Below are 14,467 nucleotides of genomic sequence, written 5' to 3'. Positions count from 1 at the left end.
AAGACAAGATAGATCAAACTTATTGTTTGAAAATAACAAACTGTGTGCTGTTCTGCAGAAACACTTCTATTTTTCATTTCTGGTGCCCTCATATGAAGCCTTGCCCAACGGAAAATCTGCCGGCAGAAATTCTTTCAAAGCTTTCGAATACAGACGGCCGTTTGATTGTCGCGATTGCTGGTCCACCTGGAGCAGGTAAGTCGACGATCTCTGAGTATCTGCGGGATGCGATCAATAAAGGCGGGGTAGGGCCAGCCGTTATTGTGCCGATGGACGGCTTTCATCTGGACAATGCAATCCTTGAAGAGCGCGGCCTTCGAAGCCGTAAAGGGTCGCCGCCAACTTTTGACTGCGCAGGCTTTGCAGCTCTGCTGGGGCGTTTGAAAAATGCTTCGGAAGACGTCGTGATTCCGGCCTTTGATCGTACGCTTGATCTTGCACGCGCTGGCGCAGCAATTGTGCGCGCCGATCATCAAATTCTGCTGGTGGAAGGCAATTATCTGTTGCTCGATCAGGAGCCCTGGACGGAACTCGCATCGTTTTTCGATATGACGATCTTTCTGGAAGTGCCTTTTTCCGAGCTTGAACGTCGCCTCATCCAGCGTTGGCTTGATCATGGACACACAGAAGACGCAGCACGTCAGCGCGCACTTTCCAATGATATTCCCAATGCCGAACTCGTGGTCTCATCCTCACGCGATGCGAATTACATCGTCACAACGGCATAATAACGCATGACGGAAAATTGCACCGCCAAGGCTTGCCGCAGATGATTCCTGCCTGCATGATATTCAATATCAGTTATATTCTCACGGGATCAGCCTTTCATGACAAACTATGTTTTCGCGCCTTCTCCGCAGCCTTTCGTGCCGGTTAAGGGAATCGAAGCGCGTTTTCCCGTGCATCGCATTTATTGTGTCGGTCAGAACTATGCCGATCACGCGATTGAAATGGGTGGTGATCCAACGCGCAATCCGCCTTTCTTCTTCCAGAAAAACCCGGATAGCCTTGTGATTGAAGGCGGTGATTTTCCCTACCCGCCGCAGACAGAAGACGTGCATCATGAGATTGAGCTGGTCGTGGCCCTCAAAAAAGGCGGCAAGGACATTGTAGTCGAACAGGCACTGGACCATGTTTATGGTTATGCAGTCGGCATCGACATGACGCGCCGTGACTTGCAGGCCGTTGCAAAGAAGGCGGGTCGTCCTTGGGAAGTGGCGAAAGCTTTTGAGCATTCCGCGCCATGCTCAGCCATTGTGCCCGTATCGGAAATCGGCCATCCCGAATCGGCTGAAATTTCTCTGAAAATTAATGGAGAAACCCGCCAGTCGGGCGATCTTAATCAGATGATCTGGAAGGTTGCCGAAACGATTTCTTATCTTTCGTCTCTGTTTGAGCTTCAACCGGGCGATCTTATTTACACAGGCACACCAGCAGGCGTCGGACCTGTCCAGCGTGGTGATCTTCTCGAAGGCGCAGTAGGCGGCGTTAGGTCGATTTCTGTAAAGGTCGTCTAGGCTGGCTTAGGGGGCTCCGAGCATTTGGGTGAAAACTGCGCATCAGTTTTGTACAAGGTAATGATAAGAACGAAAGACAGGGCGCTGGCCTCATTGGAAAGCGCTCTGATAATGGAGGAACGATGAGCACCTATCTCCCCACTGACGTGCATGACGCTCTCGAACGTTTCATTCATGAGACGCATCCGGGCCTCAATCAGACTGAGGCAATTATTCTCATTCTCCGAAAGGCGCTTGTGCATCAGGGCTATCTTGCAGCAGAGCCAGAACATGGTACACCGCCAGAAGATTTGAATGCCACGAATGACGATTGAATATGAATAAGCACCCACCTGAGGGAGCGGGCCAGAAGGCAGCTCTCGGTCGCCGCCTTCTGCTTCTGACGATTTTGGCGATTTTGCTGTCATGTGCGCTCATCTGGATGAGCATTTATCTGTTTGATCCCGATGGTGGTCTCGGTTTTGACGACTTAGGAATTTTTGCACATGAATTCAATGCGATAGATACGATGCTTCCTCGCATTCTGTGAGGCTTGAAATCGTTCTATTACGCTTTGAAATATTCATTTTGACGCGCCTTTGACGTTCTGGGCTTCCGCTTTGCGTATTTTGCGTGGTACATGACTGTCATCGATTGAAAGAATATTGTCTGAAACGGGCCGCAAAACGGACCGCTCAAGCCAAGAGGGTCTTATGGCATTCGAGGACATTAAAGCGGAAATCGCCCTGCTTTTTGAGCAGATGGTAAACCAGCCGCAGGACGTTCATGAGATTCGTGAAACGGTTCGTGAGAAGCTTAACACGCTCAAAGCCACAGGTATGCCTCTGCCAGCTGATCTGGTTGAACTCGAAAAACGCATCGAACAAGATTTCGATTCATAGGATCGGTCACTCATGCGCACACAAGCTCCATCAAAGCCGCTTTCTATGACCTTTCTTAAAGGTGCTCTCCTCCTCGGTTGTGCAGTTGCTCTCAGCGCCTGCAACACGACAAATGACGGAAAGCCTGCAAAGACCGCGCTGATTTCGCCGACTGAAAATTCAACGACGACCGCAACCGTATCTGCAACGGGCGACACGGCAACTCCAGCCGCAGGCGCCACCGCAGTTGCTGACGCGACTGCTCCTGCTGATGGAACGCAGGCAGTGGCATCGCTCGAAAACCCGGTTCTTCCTACCAATGTACCGATTCCGGGCATTCGCGGTCAGTCCGAGCCGATGATGGCTTATGCTGGTGCGCAGGCGGAAGCCTCTCCAGCCTCCATGGCTGCCAATATGGCATTTGAAACACCTGATCACGCACCGGAAGAACTCGACGCACTGATTACCAAATATTCTGTTGCCTATGATGTGCCGGAGCGTCTGGTACGCCGCGTGGTGCATCGCGAAAGCCGTTTTAATCCGGGTGCGCGTAATGGACCGTATTGGGGTCTGATGCAGATCAGTCATCCAACCGCGCGCGGTATGGGCTACAAGGGCAATGCCAAGGGCCTTCTCGATGCTGAGACGAACCTGAAATATGCGGTTCGTTACCTCTCCGGCGCCTATAAGGTTGCAGGTGGAGACGAAAGCCAGGCTGTTCGTTTCTATGCGCGCGGTTATTACTATGATGCCAAGCGCAAGGGATTATTGCAGGAAACCGGACTTGATGGCAGCTGGAAGCGTAGTGGTCCAACCCGCGATGCCGCAGCGGTGTCATCCGAAACGACAACTCTGCCAGATGCAGCTGCCGCTCCGTTGCCGGGTGTCGCACCGATTCAGGCTTCCTATACGCCTTCCGCGCAATAAGTTCATCCGACAAACTGTCATCTTGACGCTGCAAAGCGATGGCAGTTTGCTGTCTTAACAAAAGCGTGTCGCGGTTTATCCCAAAACCGGTTCCCACCTTTAGAAGACATGAGCGCGGAAGATGGATGTAAAACTGCCTTATCCAATTAAATGGAAATATGATCGGGCTGAGCTTTGGGCCGATGGCGTCATCCATGTGCTGGGTGTTGCTCTGGCGCTTGCCGGTGCTATTGCCATGTTGCTCTATTTTCTACCGAACATGTCGGCAGCCACTTCGATTTCTTCGAGTGTCTATCTGGCAAGTCTTCTCGGTGCGCTCGGGATTTCAGCAGTTTATAATATCTGGCCGGTTTCGCCGACAAAATGGTTTCTGCGCCGTTTCGATCATTCGGCCATTTATCTCTTGATTGCTGGCACTTATACGCCTTTTGCCATGCATATGGGTGATCGCGCCTTGCCGCTGCTTCTCTTCGTCTGGAGCGTGGCGTTTGTCGGTATCTTTCTCAAACTCTTCATGCCTGGACGCTTTGATCGTCTATCGATCCTGCTTTATCTGGCGCTCGGCTGGAGTGGCGTCATGGTCTATGACACCATGGTGCAATCACTACCGCCTGCCGTCTTCTGGCTGATCGCTGCAGGCGGTATGGTCTATTCGCTGGGCGTGATCTTCCACGTCTGGGAGCGGCTGCGTTTTCAAAATGCCATCTGGCATGGCTTTGTCGTGGTCGGCGCAGCACTTCATTATTGTGCGGTTTTTGTTGTCGGGACGTGATTTCAATCCTAATGAAAGTCGCGTGAGTTCGGCATAATCTTCACATTACGCGGATGACGTGCGGTCGTCTGTGAGGGCGCAATGAGCCTTTGCGGTTCGCGTCCGCTCATCTCAATGAGTGTAGCTGAACGATCCTGAATTTTTGCCGCCACCAGATGTACGACGCCCTCCGGGCTGCGCTGAACCTGCCCATCAATAAGAATAAGCCGTGCCCCCATCACTTCGCGGCGGAAGGTCTTCATGATCTTTGGCCAGACGACGATATTGGCAATGCCTGTTTCATCTTCGATGGTGAGGAAAACGACACCCTTGGCGCTACCGGGGCGCTGACGCACGGTCACAATGCCCGCAACCTTCATGCGGCTTCCTTGTTTGCCTTCCTGCACGGCCCGACAGGTGGAAACACCTTCCGCAGAAAATCCTTCACGCAGATATTGCAGCGGATGGCCTTTAAGCGAGAGCCGGGTTGTTTCATAGTCGGCAATCACATGTTCGGAAGCAGCCATTTCAGGAAGTTTCGTGCGCGGTTCTTCCGCCAGTTCGCTTGTTTCGGCGGCACGAAACAGCGGCAATGTTTCATCATTGGGCAGACGTCGCACGGCCCATAATGCGGCACGGCGGTCAATGTCGAGTGAGCCGAAAGCGTCGGCATCAGCAAGGAGAGTGAATGTGCGCCGGTCTAGCCGCAGACGGCGGTGCATGTCTTCAATGCTGCGATAAGAGTCATGCTGGCCAGCCATAAGGAGCTCGGCGTTGCGCTCGGAAAACCCGTCGACCTGACGAAAGCCGAGCCGAAGCGCAAGTTTCCCGTCCTGCGTTTCTGTCAGAATATTGTCCCACTGACTAAAGTTCACATCGACAGGCAATGCCCTCACATCATGCTCACAGGCATCGCGCATGATCTGCGCTGGCGCATAAAACCCCATAGGCTGTGAGTTGAGAAGCGCTGCCGCAAACACCTCTGGATGATGGCATTTGATCCATGCGGAAATATAAACCAGATGCGCAAAGCTTGCGGCATGGCTTTCCGGAAAGCCATATTCACCGAAGCCTTTGATCTGGTTGAAGCAATTCTCGGCAAAGGTCCGATCATAGCCACGGTTGACCATGCCATCGATCATCTTCGTTTCCATGGTGTGGATGGTGCCCATCTTGCGGAAGGTCGCCATGGCACGACGCAACAGATTGGCTTCATCTGGAGTAAAGTGAGCGGCCTCAATGGCAATGCGCATGGCCTGCTCCTGAAACAACGGCACGCCCATTGTTTTTGATAGTATATTTTTCAGTTCGTTCGGATCGCCATGTTCAGGAGAGGGGGCGGGGTAAGTTATACTCTCCGGGTGCTTCCTGTTTCGCAGATAAGGATGCACCATGTCGCCCTGAATAGGACCGGGACGGACGATGGCGACCTGAATGACAAGATCGTAGTATTTTCGTGGGCGCAGGCGCGGCAGCATGTTCATCTGTGCGCGGCTTTCAACCTGAAACACGCCGACCGAATCGCCTTTGCAAAGCATGTCGTAAACGGCTTTGTCTTCACGCGGCAGAGTGGCAAGTGTGAGCTTTTCGCCACCATAAAGCTGTGGTTTGTGCGTATGAATGAGGTCGAAAGCCTTACGGATGCAGGTGAGCATACCGAGCGACAACACGTCGACTTTCATTAGACCGACTTCGTCGATATCGTCCTTGTCCCATTCAATGAAAGAGCGTTTGTCCATTGCCGCCGGGCCGATTGGCACAGTCTCGTCCAGACGGTCACGCGTCAGCACAAACCCGCCCACATGCTGCGACAGATGCCGTGGAAAACTGATCAGCTCCAGCGCCAGTTCGACCGCACGTCGGATGATGGGATTATCAGGATCAAGCCCTGCCTGCCGGATATGTTCCTTGTCGATACCGCCGCCCGATATGCCCCAGACCGTGTTGGCAAGTGCGGCCGTCACATCTTCAGTCAGACCCAACGCCTTGCCGACATCACGGATGGCGCTGCGCGAGCGATAGCTGATGACGGTCGCGACAATCGCCGCACGGTCTCTCGTGTAGCGATTATAGACATATTGCATCACCTGTTCGCGCCGCTCATGCTCGAAATCGACGTCAATGTCCGGCGGTTCTTTTCGTTCGACGGAGATGAAACGCTCAAACAGAAGATCCACTTCTGCCGGGTCGACTCCGGTTATGCCAAGGCAAAAACAGACAACGGAATTGGCTGCTGATCCTCGCCCCTGACACAGAATTTTTTGGTCGCGGGCATAGCTCACAATGTCATGGACGGTGAGAAAGTAAGCCGCATATTGCAGTTGTTCGATCAGTGCCAGTTCCTTACGGATCAGTCCTTGCACCTTCTGCGGTATGCTATCCGCGCCATAAAACTGTGCAGCACCCTCCCATGTCAGATCATGCAAATGCTGTTGCGGAGTCTTGCCCGGTGGCACTGGCTCATCTGGATAATCATAACTCAGCTCATCAAGCCGGAAGGTGATGGGGGTCACGAAATCGGCGGTTGTCTCAATCGCTGCCGGGTAATTGCGGAACAGGCGCACCATTTCATTTGGCGGCTTGAGATGCCGCTCGGCGTTCTTTTCAAGCAATCGCCCTGCCGCGAAAACCGTTGTGTAATGCCGTGTTGCCGTCAGCACATCTTGCAGCGCACGGCGATCCGTATGGTGATAAAGCACATCATTGGTGGCAAGCAACGGCACATTCGCTTCCGCTGCAAAGCGTGCGATGCGCTCTGCGCGGCGTCCGTCATGACCCTGATGCGGCATGGTCAGCGCCAGCCAGACAGAGCCGGGAGCGGCTTGTGCGATCTCCGTCAGACGTACAGCAAAATCCGGATCATCTTCATCGGGAGCAAAGACTGCGATCTGAAACTGCCGCGCCCGAAACAGCAGATCGCCCCATTCAAGATGGCATTCTCCCTTGGCGACAGCGCGGTGTTTGCCATCCGTCAGCAGGCGGCACAATTGTCCATAGGCTGCGCGATCACGCGGATAGACGACCATGTCTGGCGTGCCGTCGATGAAGGAAAGGCGGCAGCCGATGAACAGACGGAAGTCGCATGTGTCGCGAATATCTTTCCACGCAGCATGGGCGCGAACCACACCGGCCAGCGTGTTGCGGTCAGCAATGCCGATACCGGACAGCCCGAGCGCGTGGGCTTGCAAGACCAGCTCCTGTGGATGCGATGCGCCACTCAGGAAAGAAAAGTTGCTGGCCACCGCCATTTCAAAATAGCGGGACATCACGCAAACAGCCCATGCAAAAACCAGCGCGGATGATTCAAGCCGTCAAAAAGCCCTTCGCGGAAAATCCAGAAGCGCTGGCCGTTATCATCCTCCACGCGGTAATAATCGCGCAGCTGCGGCACATCATGACCGATGGAAAGCCACCATTCCGGTTCGATCCGCTCCGGCCCTTCGGCAAGGCGCACATGATGACGCACACGCCGCCACAGGAAAAACGACGGCGGACTGTCGGGTACTTCTGCAATACTCTCTATTGGCTGCGGCGGACGAAACAGTTTGATTGGTCGCGCGGGCGGATCATCGGGAAGTGTTGGGCTGCTTTCATAATCGCCTTCGCTTTTGCGGATTTGCAGGGCAGGGCGCAGCCCAAAAGCACGTTCGGGAATATGCGTGTTGCGCGAGAAGGAAACCAGTACACGCTCCTGCCCCAGCCGCGCAGAAAGCCGGTCGATCAACTGGCTAAAGCCAGCTTCATCTTCTTCATGCTGATCAAGCCCTGTCTGGCGCTGGGCGATTGCTCCGCTGCGAAGTGCTGCCAGGCGCATCATGTCGAAGCCAAAACCGGCATCAAGCGGATCGGTGAGAGCCTTGAGCCGCTCCCGCGCCAGCCTGAGAAATACCCGATCTTCACGCAAAGGCTGGCCAGTTTCGATACGGATATGGCGCACCTCACCGTCGACACGGAAGAAGGATGCTTCGATCAGCAGCGCCCCTTTTCCCTCGACTTCAAGAAGTGCAAACAGCTCCTGCGCCAGTTCTTGCAGAATGTGTTCGACCAGCTCCATGGCGGTCACTGGTTCGGACAGGCGGCGTTCGGCAATGTTGAGCGGCACGATACGCAGGGGCGAAATCGGTGCGCGCTCCTGTCGTGCCAGCCGGTCAAGTTTGGTGGCAAGGTCGGTTCCAAAACGCGCAGTCAAGGCTGCGCGGGGCAGCGCCATCACATCGCCAATGCGCTTTAGCCCGGCGCGTTTAAGGCCCGTCTCAGCAGCCTCGTTCAGTTCAAGAGAGCTGATCGGCAGGCGTGGTAAAAAATGGTCGACACCAGCCTTGCTGAAGACGCCGCCGCGAGTTCCGCGCGCCAGAAGCCGTGCGGCAAAGCTGTTGTCAGCCATTGCCGCCTGTATGTTCAGGCCAGCACGTTCAATCCGCATGATTGCGTCCTCACGCATGGCAGCAAGCCCGCCAAAAAGATGTGCGCAGCCGGTGATGTCGAGCATCAGCCCATGCGGCTCGTCGAAGGCTATAAGCGGCGTGTAGCGTTCGCACGAATGGGCAAGACGCTTGAGCAACGCTGCATCGCGTTCTGGTGCGGCTGTTGCAACGTCAAGCCTTTCCACCCGCGCTCGCGCATCGGTCAGCGCCATACCGGGGAAAAGACCGAGCTTTGCAGCTGTAGCATCCACTGCCGTCAGGTGCAGCGCATTGGCCGTGCGCTCGGTGACGACAAGCGGCAGTTTTTCTGTGCCATCATGCTGAATGTTGTTGCGAAGCCGGTCGGTCGGCAGAAACGGAAACCAGAGGGCGAGGAACACGCGATCTGCCGTTCTGTTCGGCTGTTGCAAATTCAAGGGTTTCATTGTTCCATTCCATGATCCATTGCCCACAGGTGCCGTGTCGATTGCGTTCCAGAATTGCGGAAAAAACCGGCTTTCCGGGTGCATTCGCTCCGCTGGAGCGGGAGGATGCAGGCGCCACCCGCCAGCGGCTGACGGCAGCGCTCTGCACTCCTGTCCGGTGGCTCCTGAGCAGGATGACAGGCAAGTGTGCGGTTTCGGTTGCCAAAAGCAGGCGACGCGAGGCGGTCAGGTCGAGACATTTAGGCTGGCCGCTCACCGAGGCGACCACGCCGGAAATGAGGTTCGAAGCCTTGCCGCTTGCCTCTTCAAGCGCATCATTTGCTGCTTTTAAAACATCTTGAGCGGTGGGGCAGCGCACGATCAGCAGCCGTGACGGATTGATTCCGAAGGCATGAAGTCCCGGCGGATAAAGCCCGCCATATTCGCTTGAAGCGCTTTCTTCCTCAATCCAGATGATTGGTCTTCTTGAAGGGGATGCACGCAAAGCCATTGCCAGTGCGAAACCGGTAGCGGCCATATGTGCACCGGGGTTTTCAGCAAAAACCTCATGAAGTGCATCACCTCTCAGGCCATGCGGAAAAGCATCATCAGCTTCGGCAAGGCCGAGCGTGAAACTGCCTGCACGCCCGCAGCCTGTTCCGGTCTCGTCTGTAAAACTCGCCTGTGAGGCATTGCCTTCGATGGCCGTAACCATGCGCCGCAACGCCGTGATGTCGATGCCGCTCACGTTCAAAACCCTGTGTTTGTAAGGATGCAATTCCAGACGTAAACTGCTTCACGCTTTTATTGGAATGCTATTTGTTCACTTTATGTTCTAGTATTGAATCGAGTCCGCCAAGAGTCAAGCGGGATCAGCTGTGAGGATGTGTGGATAAGAAAAATGCTCCCTCTCAGATCGTGCTCTGAAAGGAAGCATCTATGGTCGTGGTTGATCAGATCAGGCGGCTTCTTTGAAAGGCACTCCCGCCAGTTGGGCGATATGGCCACCAAGATCGGTGCCAGCACCTGCTGCATTGACGGTATCAAAATAATCATGCCAACCGGTGGCGGTGATTCCGGCAATCAGCATGTCGAGAGCCATCTCATCCGGGAAGCGCCAAATCGCGAAAAAGCTCTGCTTCGGCGCATAAGGTTTGGTTGGGTCAACAGGACCCAGGGCCAGAGCCTCGATACCACGTTCGGCCAGACCGCCCATGCCAGCACCGACCTTTTCAAAGAAAGCCTGCCTGCCTTTAAGATCAAGTGCCAGCCAGCTTGCCTTGGGTGAATAGAGTTCTGCGAGATAATGGGTCATGTCGTTTCCGGGAAGTTATTTAGAAAAGGAACGGAGTGCGCGTTTGCAGATACGTGCAGTCGCGGGATTTGTGCTTGCTTCAAGACAGTCTGCGCAAAGCGCCTTGACCCATTCGGGTCGGCTTTTGGCCGCATCATTGAGCCAGTTGGCGACCGAATCCTGCACATAAGGTGCGGGATCGGCGCGAAGTGGTGTCAGAATTGACAAAGCCTTTTCAGGGGCTTCTTTCAGGCTTTTGATATGTGCCGACCAAACGCCACGCGGGCGGGTGGCTTCGCAGGCAAATCGCCGGATATAGGGGGACGGATCGGCAGTCCATGGCGTAAGCAGTTGGATCGTCTGGTCAATCTCAGAAGAAATATGCTCGCGAAGACCGAGCCATGCCCATTCGCGCACGCCAAAATGTGGATCATCTGCGAGTGGGCGTATGAGCTTCAGACGTTCTGAAAGAGAAAGGCTTTCTAACTGGCCGATGGCAAAACAGGCCCAGCCGCGCACAGTATCTGACGGATGAGCACTCAGAGAACCGATTGCTTGACCGCCAGTGCTTGCGAGCAAAAGCTGTGCTGCCAGCATCATGCGGCGTGAAATGCCAAGATCTTTGGCTTCATGCATTGTCTGCAAGGCATCCTGACCAATAGTCGGAAATGCGTTTTGCATGAGGCTCGCAAAGTCAATCGCCAGACATTCGGTCAGTACGGTCGTTTCAACCGTTCCGCTGTGTAACACAGAAAGTCGTTCGGCCGAGATATCGGAAATTTTCAGCGGCGATTTGCTCATGACTTTCGTCCCGCATCCGTGCGGCTGAAAATACGGCGCAGCAATGTGCTGAGCACCGCTTGTTCATCGGCGGAAAGATCGCTCATCAGGCTCGCAATCCATGTTGTATGTTCAACGAAAAGCTGTTGCGCCAATCGCGCTCCTTCGGATGTCAGCCTGATCGTCAGTTTGCGGCGATCCTGCGTGTCCGCATGGCGCTTGAGAAAGCCATCGCGTTCCAAGCCATCAAGCAGGCCGGTAATAGTCGCGCGTGTCACGCCAGCACGCTCTGAAAGCTCGTGTGGTGAAAGGCCATCAGGCGCATTCTGCAAAAGAAACAACAGAACAAACTTGCCTTCGGAAAGCTTGTGGGGGGCAAGCCTGTTGGCACAATCGTGGTCAATTGCAGCGGCAAGCGACAGGATTTCAAAACAGGTTTTCAGCGCGTCAGCAGACGGGCTGCTGCGGCGTTCCAGTTCACCCAGAAGGGCGTGATGTTTTTGCTCGATAATTTCCATATGTCGCCATATAGTATGGCGCCATACTAAAAGCAAATGGTTTAGATCGTCTGACTGAGATTGGATCGTCTTGATAGGCTTCGCTATACGGTTTATATATGTTTCATATATATCGAACTGGAAAGTATTATGGGTATCGTAAAAATCAGCGATGAACTGCATGAGGAATTGCGCAAGGCAAGTGATGTCATGTGCCGTTCGATCAATGCGCAGGCTGAATACTGGATGAAAATCGGTATGTTGGCACAGGCAAATCCGGAACTGTCCTTCAATGAAATCGTGCAGAGGCAGTTACGCGCGGCACAGGTCGAGCTTCCCGTTCTGGTGGTACAATCATCATGACAAAGACACCTGCCGAGGTGGAAAAAATGGCGGCTTCAGGCGCGCTGCTGGCGTCCGTTTTTACACTTCTCGATCATACACCGCTTGCTGGCCTGACTACGATGCAGGTCAATGATCTGGTCGAGGATTATATCACCCGCGAATTACAGGCGCGGCCTGCAAGCAAAGGGCAGTATGATTTTCCTTATGTGCTCAATGCCTCAAGGAATGAAGTCGTCTGCCATGGAATGCCATCAGATAGCGAAATCATCACCGATGGTGAGATCATCAATTTCGACATTACGCTTGAGAAGGACGGCTATATCGCTGATTCCAGCAAAACCTATATGGTCGGTGAAGTGGCTCCCTTTGCTTCGCGTTTGGTGCGTGTGGCCTATGAGGCACTATGGAAGGGTATTGCTGCCGTGCGTCCTGGCGCTACGCTGGGCGATATTGGCTATGCTATCGAGCGTCACGCAAAGCGTCATGATTACAGCGTGGTGCGTGAATATTGCGGCCATGGCATTGGTCGTGAAATGCATGAGGAGCCGCAGGTTCTGCATTTTGGCAAGCCGGGCACGGGTGAGCGTCTGCGTGAAGGCATGGTGTTCACCATCGAGCCGATGCTCAATCAGGGCACAGCCAAGGTAAAGACCGAAAAAGACGGTTGGACAGTTGTGACGCGCGATGGAAAATTGTCAGCGCAGTTTGAACATACCGTCGCTGTCACGTCGAATGGCGTGCGGGTGCTGACCTTACGTCCTGGTGAAGAAAAGCTGCTCGCAGCAATCAGAAATGCTGTCTGACATTATCAAATTTTGTCTGCCAGCAAGAGCACGAAGATAATCGTTCCGCCGATGCTCAATCCGCTTGCCAGAATGACTCCTATGATGACAGGCGCGAGTTTCAGAAAGGAAATATGAGGCGATATTTCCAGCTGAAAATTTGGCCGGATTTTTTCAGGCGTAAGACAGGTAATTTCGTAATCGCCGGGTATCGTGCATTCAAAATTACCAAGGGCATGAGAAGCATAGCCCTGCATATCCGTCCGTCTGACGCTGAAAAGAGAACGGCTTGTAGAACGATAGGCGATTGGCGTGTTGGTTGGATGTGACCTGATCGCAAACTGCGTCGAGAAATAAGCGGTTCCCGTCAGAACAGTCAGTGGGGGAAAGACGATGCTGACTGTGTACTGTCCCGCTTTTGGCAAATGAAAGACATGTGGCCGGCTGTCGGCTCTAAAGCGATGACGAATCGCTGGCATCATCACACCCCACAGAATGGGAATGCCGCGGGTCAGCAGATAAATCCCGAGCACAATGCAAAGAGGTGCTGCCAGATAGAGAAACACAGCTCATGCTCCGTTTGCGTTTTAAAAGAAAAAGCCCGCCGAAAGGCGGGCTTTTTCCGTGTTTAAAAAGCTTAGCGACGGTCGCGTGCAGCCAATGTGCGCAGACGAAGTGCATTGAGCTTGATGAAGCCCGCTGCGTCCTTCTGGTCATAGGCGCCCTGATCGTCTTCAAACGTCACGAGCTTGTCGGAATAGAGCGACTTGTCCGATTCACGACCGGTCACAATCACATTGCCCTTATAGAGCTTGAGTGTGACTTCACCTTCGACGTGACGCTGGCTGAGATCGATAGCAGCCTGCAGCATTTCGCGTTCTGGCGAGAACCAGAAACCGTAATAGATGAGTTCCGCATAGCGTGGCATCAGCTCATCCTTGAGGTGCGCCGCACCACGGTCGAGCGTGATCGATTCGATGGCGCGGTGTGCAGCCAACAGGATCGTGCCACCTGGCGTTTCGTAGACGCCGCGCGATTTCATGCCGACGAAGCGGTTTTCAACGAGGTCAAGACGACCAATGCCGTTGTCACGGCCATAATCATTGAGCTTGGCAAGCAGCGTTGCAGGCGACAGACGTTCGCCATTGATCGAAACAGCATCACCCTTTTCAAAGCCAATCTTGATGATGGTTGGTGTATCCGGGGCGGTTTCTGGCGAAATCGTGCGCATATGCACATATTCAGGCGCTTCGATCGCCGGATCTTCCAGAACCTTGCCTTCAGACGAAGAGTGCAGCAGGTTTGCGTCAACCGAGAATGGCGCTTCGCCCTTCTTGTCTTTCGCAACCGGAATCTGGTGCTGTTCAGCAAATTCGAGCAGATGCGTGCGGCTCTTGAACGACCAGTCGCGCCATGGAGCGATGATCTTGATGTCCGGGTTCAGCGCATATGCGGAAAGCTCGAAGCGAACCTGATCATTGCCCTTGCCGGTCGCGCCGTGCGCAATTGCGTCAGCGCCGGTCTTCTTGGCGATTTCAATGAGGTGCTTGGAGATCAGCGGACGGGCAATCGAGGTGCCGAGCAAATAGACGCCTTCATAGACGGCGTTGGCGCGGAACATCGGGAAGACGAAATCGCGCACGAATTCTTCGCGCACATCCTCAACGAAGATTTCCTTGATGCCCAGCATTTCGGCCTTCTTGCGTGCTGGTTCAAGTTCTTCGCCCTGGCCGAGATCGGCGGTAAAGGTGACGACTTCTGCGTTAAGCTCAGTCTGCAACCATTTCAGGATGATCGAGGTGTCGAGACCGCCAGAATAGGCGAGAACGACCTTTTTAACGTCTTTCAGCTTGCTCATAGTTCACTTCCGTCTGAGATGCGATTGT

Annotated in this window: 17 protein-coding genes; 9 read left to right on the top strand and 8 right to left on the bottom strand. The window is 54.0% G+C overall.

Going from position 1 to position 14,467, the window contains the following annotated elements:
- The first annotated feature begins 92 nt into the window (after positions 1-92).
- The 7 genes from QSJ70_RS07695 to trhA all read left to right on the top strand — a co-directional run bounded on the left by QSJ70_RS07695 (position 93) and on the right by trhA (position 4,076).
- Positions 93-728 carry a nucleoside/nucleotide kinase family protein gene (locus QSJ70_RS07695; protein ID WP_285535596.1) on the top strand — a complete coding sequence of 212 codons (636 nt, stop codon included), beginning with the start codon at positions 93-95 and terminating at the stop codon, positions 726-728.
- Between the two features lie 99 nt (positions 729-827).
- Positions 828-1,517: a fumarylacetoacetate hydrolase family protein gene (locus QSJ70_RS07690; protein ID WP_285535594.1), complete on the top strand. Its 690-nt coding sequence runs from the start codon at positions 828-830 to the stop codon at positions 1,515-1,517.
- A gap of 122 nt (positions 1,518-1,639) precedes the next feature.
- Positions 1,640-1,831 (top strand): hypothetical protein, encoded by a 192-nt coding sequence (locus QSJ70_RS07685; protein WP_007873025.1) that lies wholly within the window; start codon positions 1,640-1,642, stop codon positions 1,829-1,831.
- A 2-nt stretch (positions 1,832-1,833) separates the two neighbouring features.
- Positions 1,834-2,046, top strand: coding sequence for a hypothetical protein (locus QSJ70_RS07680; RefSeq protein ID WP_285535592.1), 213 nt, complete (start codon positions 1,834-1,836; stop codon positions 2,044-2,046).
- A 163-nt stretch (positions 2,047-2,209) separates the two neighbouring features.
- Positions 2,210-2,398: a hypothetical protein gene (locus QSJ70_RS07675; RefSeq protein ID WP_007873027.1), complete on the top strand. Its 189-nt coding sequence runs from the start codon at positions 2,210-2,212 to the stop codon at positions 2,396-2,398.
- A gap of 12 nt (positions 2,399-2,410) precedes the next feature.
- Positions 2,411-3,304 (top strand): lytic transglycosylase domain-containing protein, encoded by an 894-nt coding sequence (locus QSJ70_RS07670; protein ID WP_231193633.1) that lies wholly within the window; start codon positions 2,411-2,413, stop codon positions 3,302-3,304.
- 121 nt (positions 3,305-3,425) lie between these two features.
- Positions 3,426-4,076, top strand: a complete 651-nt coding sequence (trhA, locus tag QSJ70_RS07665) for a PAQR family membrane homeostasis protein TrhA (protein WP_007873029.1) — start codon at positions 3,426-3,428, stop codon at positions 4,074-4,076.
- Between the two features lie 8 nt (positions 4,077-4,084).
- Here the strand turns inward: trhA and QSJ70_RS07660 are convergent, their stop codons facing one another.
- The 6 genes from QSJ70_RS07660 to QSJ70_RS07635 form a co-directional block, all read right to left on the bottom strand.
- Positions 4,085-7,321: an error-prone DNA polymerase gene (locus QSJ70_RS07660; RefSeq protein WP_285535585.1), complete on the bottom strand. Its 3,237-nt coding sequence runs from the start codon at positions 7,319-7,321 to the stop codon at positions 4,085-4,087.
- Positions 7,321-8,859: a Y-family DNA polymerase gene (locus QSJ70_RS07655; RefSeq protein ID WP_285535931.1), complete on the bottom strand. Its 1,539-nt coding sequence runs from the start codon at positions 8,857-8,859 to the stop codon at positions 7,321-7,323. Before QSJ70_RS07655 ends, QSJ70_RS07660 begins: the two co-directional genes overlap by 1 nt.
- Positions 8,795-9,631: an ImuA family protein gene (locus QSJ70_RS07650; RefSeq protein ID WP_285535571.1), complete on the bottom strand. Its 837-nt coding sequence runs from the start codon at positions 9,629-9,631 to the stop codon at positions 8,795-8,797. Before QSJ70_RS07650 ends, QSJ70_RS07655 begins: the two co-directional genes overlap by 65 nt.
- A 210-nt stretch (positions 9,632-9,841) precedes the next feature.
- Positions 9,842-10,198 carry a DUF6616 family protein gene (locus tag QSJ70_RS07645; RefSeq protein ID WP_285535570.1) on the bottom strand — a complete coding sequence of 119 codons (357 nt, stop codon included), beginning with the start codon at positions 10,196-10,198 and terminating at the stop codon, positions 9,842-9,844.
- A gap of 15 nt (positions 10,199-10,213) precedes the next feature.
- Positions 10,214-10,978 carry a HEAT repeat domain-containing protein gene (locus QSJ70_RS07640; protein WP_285535568.1) on the bottom strand — a complete coding sequence of 255 codons (765 nt, stop codon included), beginning with the start codon at positions 10,976-10,978 and terminating at the stop codon, positions 10,214-10,216.
- Positions 10,975-11,475 (bottom strand): MarR family winged helix-turn-helix transcriptional regulator, encoded by a 501-nt coding sequence (locus tag QSJ70_RS07635; RefSeq protein WP_285535567.1) that lies wholly within the window; start codon positions 11,473-11,475, stop codon positions 10,975-10,977. The genes QSJ70_RS07640 and QSJ70_RS07635 overlap by 4 nt, the downstream gene beginning before the upstream one ends.
- Before the next feature lie 129 nt (positions 11,476-11,604).
- Between QSJ70_RS07635 and QSJ70_RS07630 the strand changes: the two genes are divergently transcribed.
- Complete coding sequence (locus QSJ70_RS07630) at positions 11,605-11,817, top strand: ParD-like family protein (RefSeq protein ID WP_285535565.1); 213 nt, start codon at positions 11,605-11,607, stop codon at positions 11,815-11,817.
- Entirely contained in the window at positions 11,814-12,602 is a 789-nt protein-coding gene (gene map, locus QSJ70_RS07625; RefSeq protein WP_285535563.1) for a type I methionyl aminopeptidase, read from the top strand. Before QSJ70_RS07630 ends, map begins: the two co-directional genes overlap by 4 nt.
- 5 nt (positions 12,603-12,607) lie before the next feature.
- Here map and QSJ70_RS07620 read toward each other — a convergent pair whose 3' ends face one another.
- Complete coding sequence (locus QSJ70_RS07620) at positions 12,608-13,147, bottom strand: hypothetical protein (RefSeq protein ID WP_285535561.1); 540 nt, start codon at positions 13,145-13,147, stop codon at positions 12,608-12,610.
- Positions 13,148-13,218: 71 nt separating this feature from the next.
- Positions 13,219-14,439: an argininosuccinate synthase gene (locus tag QSJ70_RS07615; protein WP_007873048.1), complete on the bottom strand. Its 1,221-nt coding sequence runs from the start codon at positions 14,437-14,439 to the stop codon at positions 13,219-13,221.
- Positions 14,440-14,467 lie beyond the last annotated feature (28 nt).

It is taken from the genome of Brucella sp. NBRC 12950 (assembly GCF_030268145.1).
In the GTDB taxonomy this organism is placed as follows: Bacteria; Pseudomonadota; Alphaproteobacteria; order Rhizobiales; family Rhizobiaceae; genus Brucella.
Note: the sequence above shows the minus strand (reverse complement) of the source record. Positions and strands in the feature narration are given on the sequence as shown.

What these genes read in the sequence shown, in the direction of transcription:
- QSJ70_RS07695 (WP_285535596.1), top strand. Translation starts at nt 93, where the DNA reads ATGAAGCCTTGCCCAACGGAAAATCTGCCGGCAGAAATTCTTTCAAAG.
- QSJ70_RS07690 (WP_285535594.1), top strand. Translation starts at nt 828, where the DNA reads ATGACAAACTATGTTTTCGCGCCTTCTCCGCAGCCTTTCGTGCCGGTT.
- QSJ70_RS07685 (WP_007873025.1), top strand. Translation starts at nt 1,640, where the DNA reads ATGAGCACCTATCTCCCCACTGACGTGCATGACGCTCTCGAACGTTTC.
- QSJ70_RS07680 (WP_285535592.1), top strand. Translation starts at nt 1,834, where the DNA reads ATGAATAAGCACCCACCTGAGGGAGCGGGCCAGAAGGCAGCTCTCGGT.
- QSJ70_RS07675 (WP_007873027.1), top strand. Translation starts at nt 2,210, where the DNA reads ATGGCATTCGAGGACATTAAAGCGGAAATCGCCCTGCTTTTTGAGCAG.
- QSJ70_RS07670 (WP_231193633.1), top strand. Translation starts at nt 2,411, where the DNA reads ATGCGCACACAAGCTCCATCAAAGCCGCTTTCTATGACCTTTCTTAAA.
- trhA (WP_007873029.1), top strand. Translation starts at nt 3,426, where the DNA reads ATGGATGTAAAACTGCCTTATCCAATTAAATGGAAATATGATCGGGCT.
- QSJ70_RS07660 (WP_285535585.1), bottom strand. Translation starts at nt 7,321, where the DNA reads ATGTCCCGCTATTTTGAAATGGCGGTGGCCAGCAACTTTTCTTTCCTG.
- QSJ70_RS07645 (WP_285535570.1), bottom strand. Translation starts at nt 10,198, where the DNA reads ATGACCCATTATCTCGCAGAACTCTATTCACCCAAGGCAAGCTGGCTG.
- QSJ70_RS07640 (WP_285535568.1), bottom strand. Translation starts at nt 10,978, where the DNA reads ATGAGCAAATCGCCGCTGAAAATTTCCGATATCTCGGCCGAACGACTT.
- QSJ70_RS07635 (WP_285535567.1), bottom strand. Translation starts at nt 11,475, where the DNA reads ATGGAAATTATCGAGCAAAAACATCACGCCCTTCTGGGTGAACTGGAA.
- QSJ70_RS07630 (WP_285535565.1), top strand. Translation starts at nt 11,605, where the DNA reads ATGGGTATCGTAAAAATCAGCGATGAACTGCATGAGGAATTGCGCAAG.
- map (WP_285535563.1), top strand. Translation starts at nt 11,814, where the DNA reads ATGACAAAGACACCTGCCGAGGTGGAAAAAATGGCGGCTTCAGGCGCG.
- QSJ70_RS07615 (WP_007873048.1), bottom strand. Translation starts at nt 14,439, where the DNA reads ATGAGCAAGCTGAAAGACGTTAAAAAGGTCGTTCTCGCCTATTCTGGC.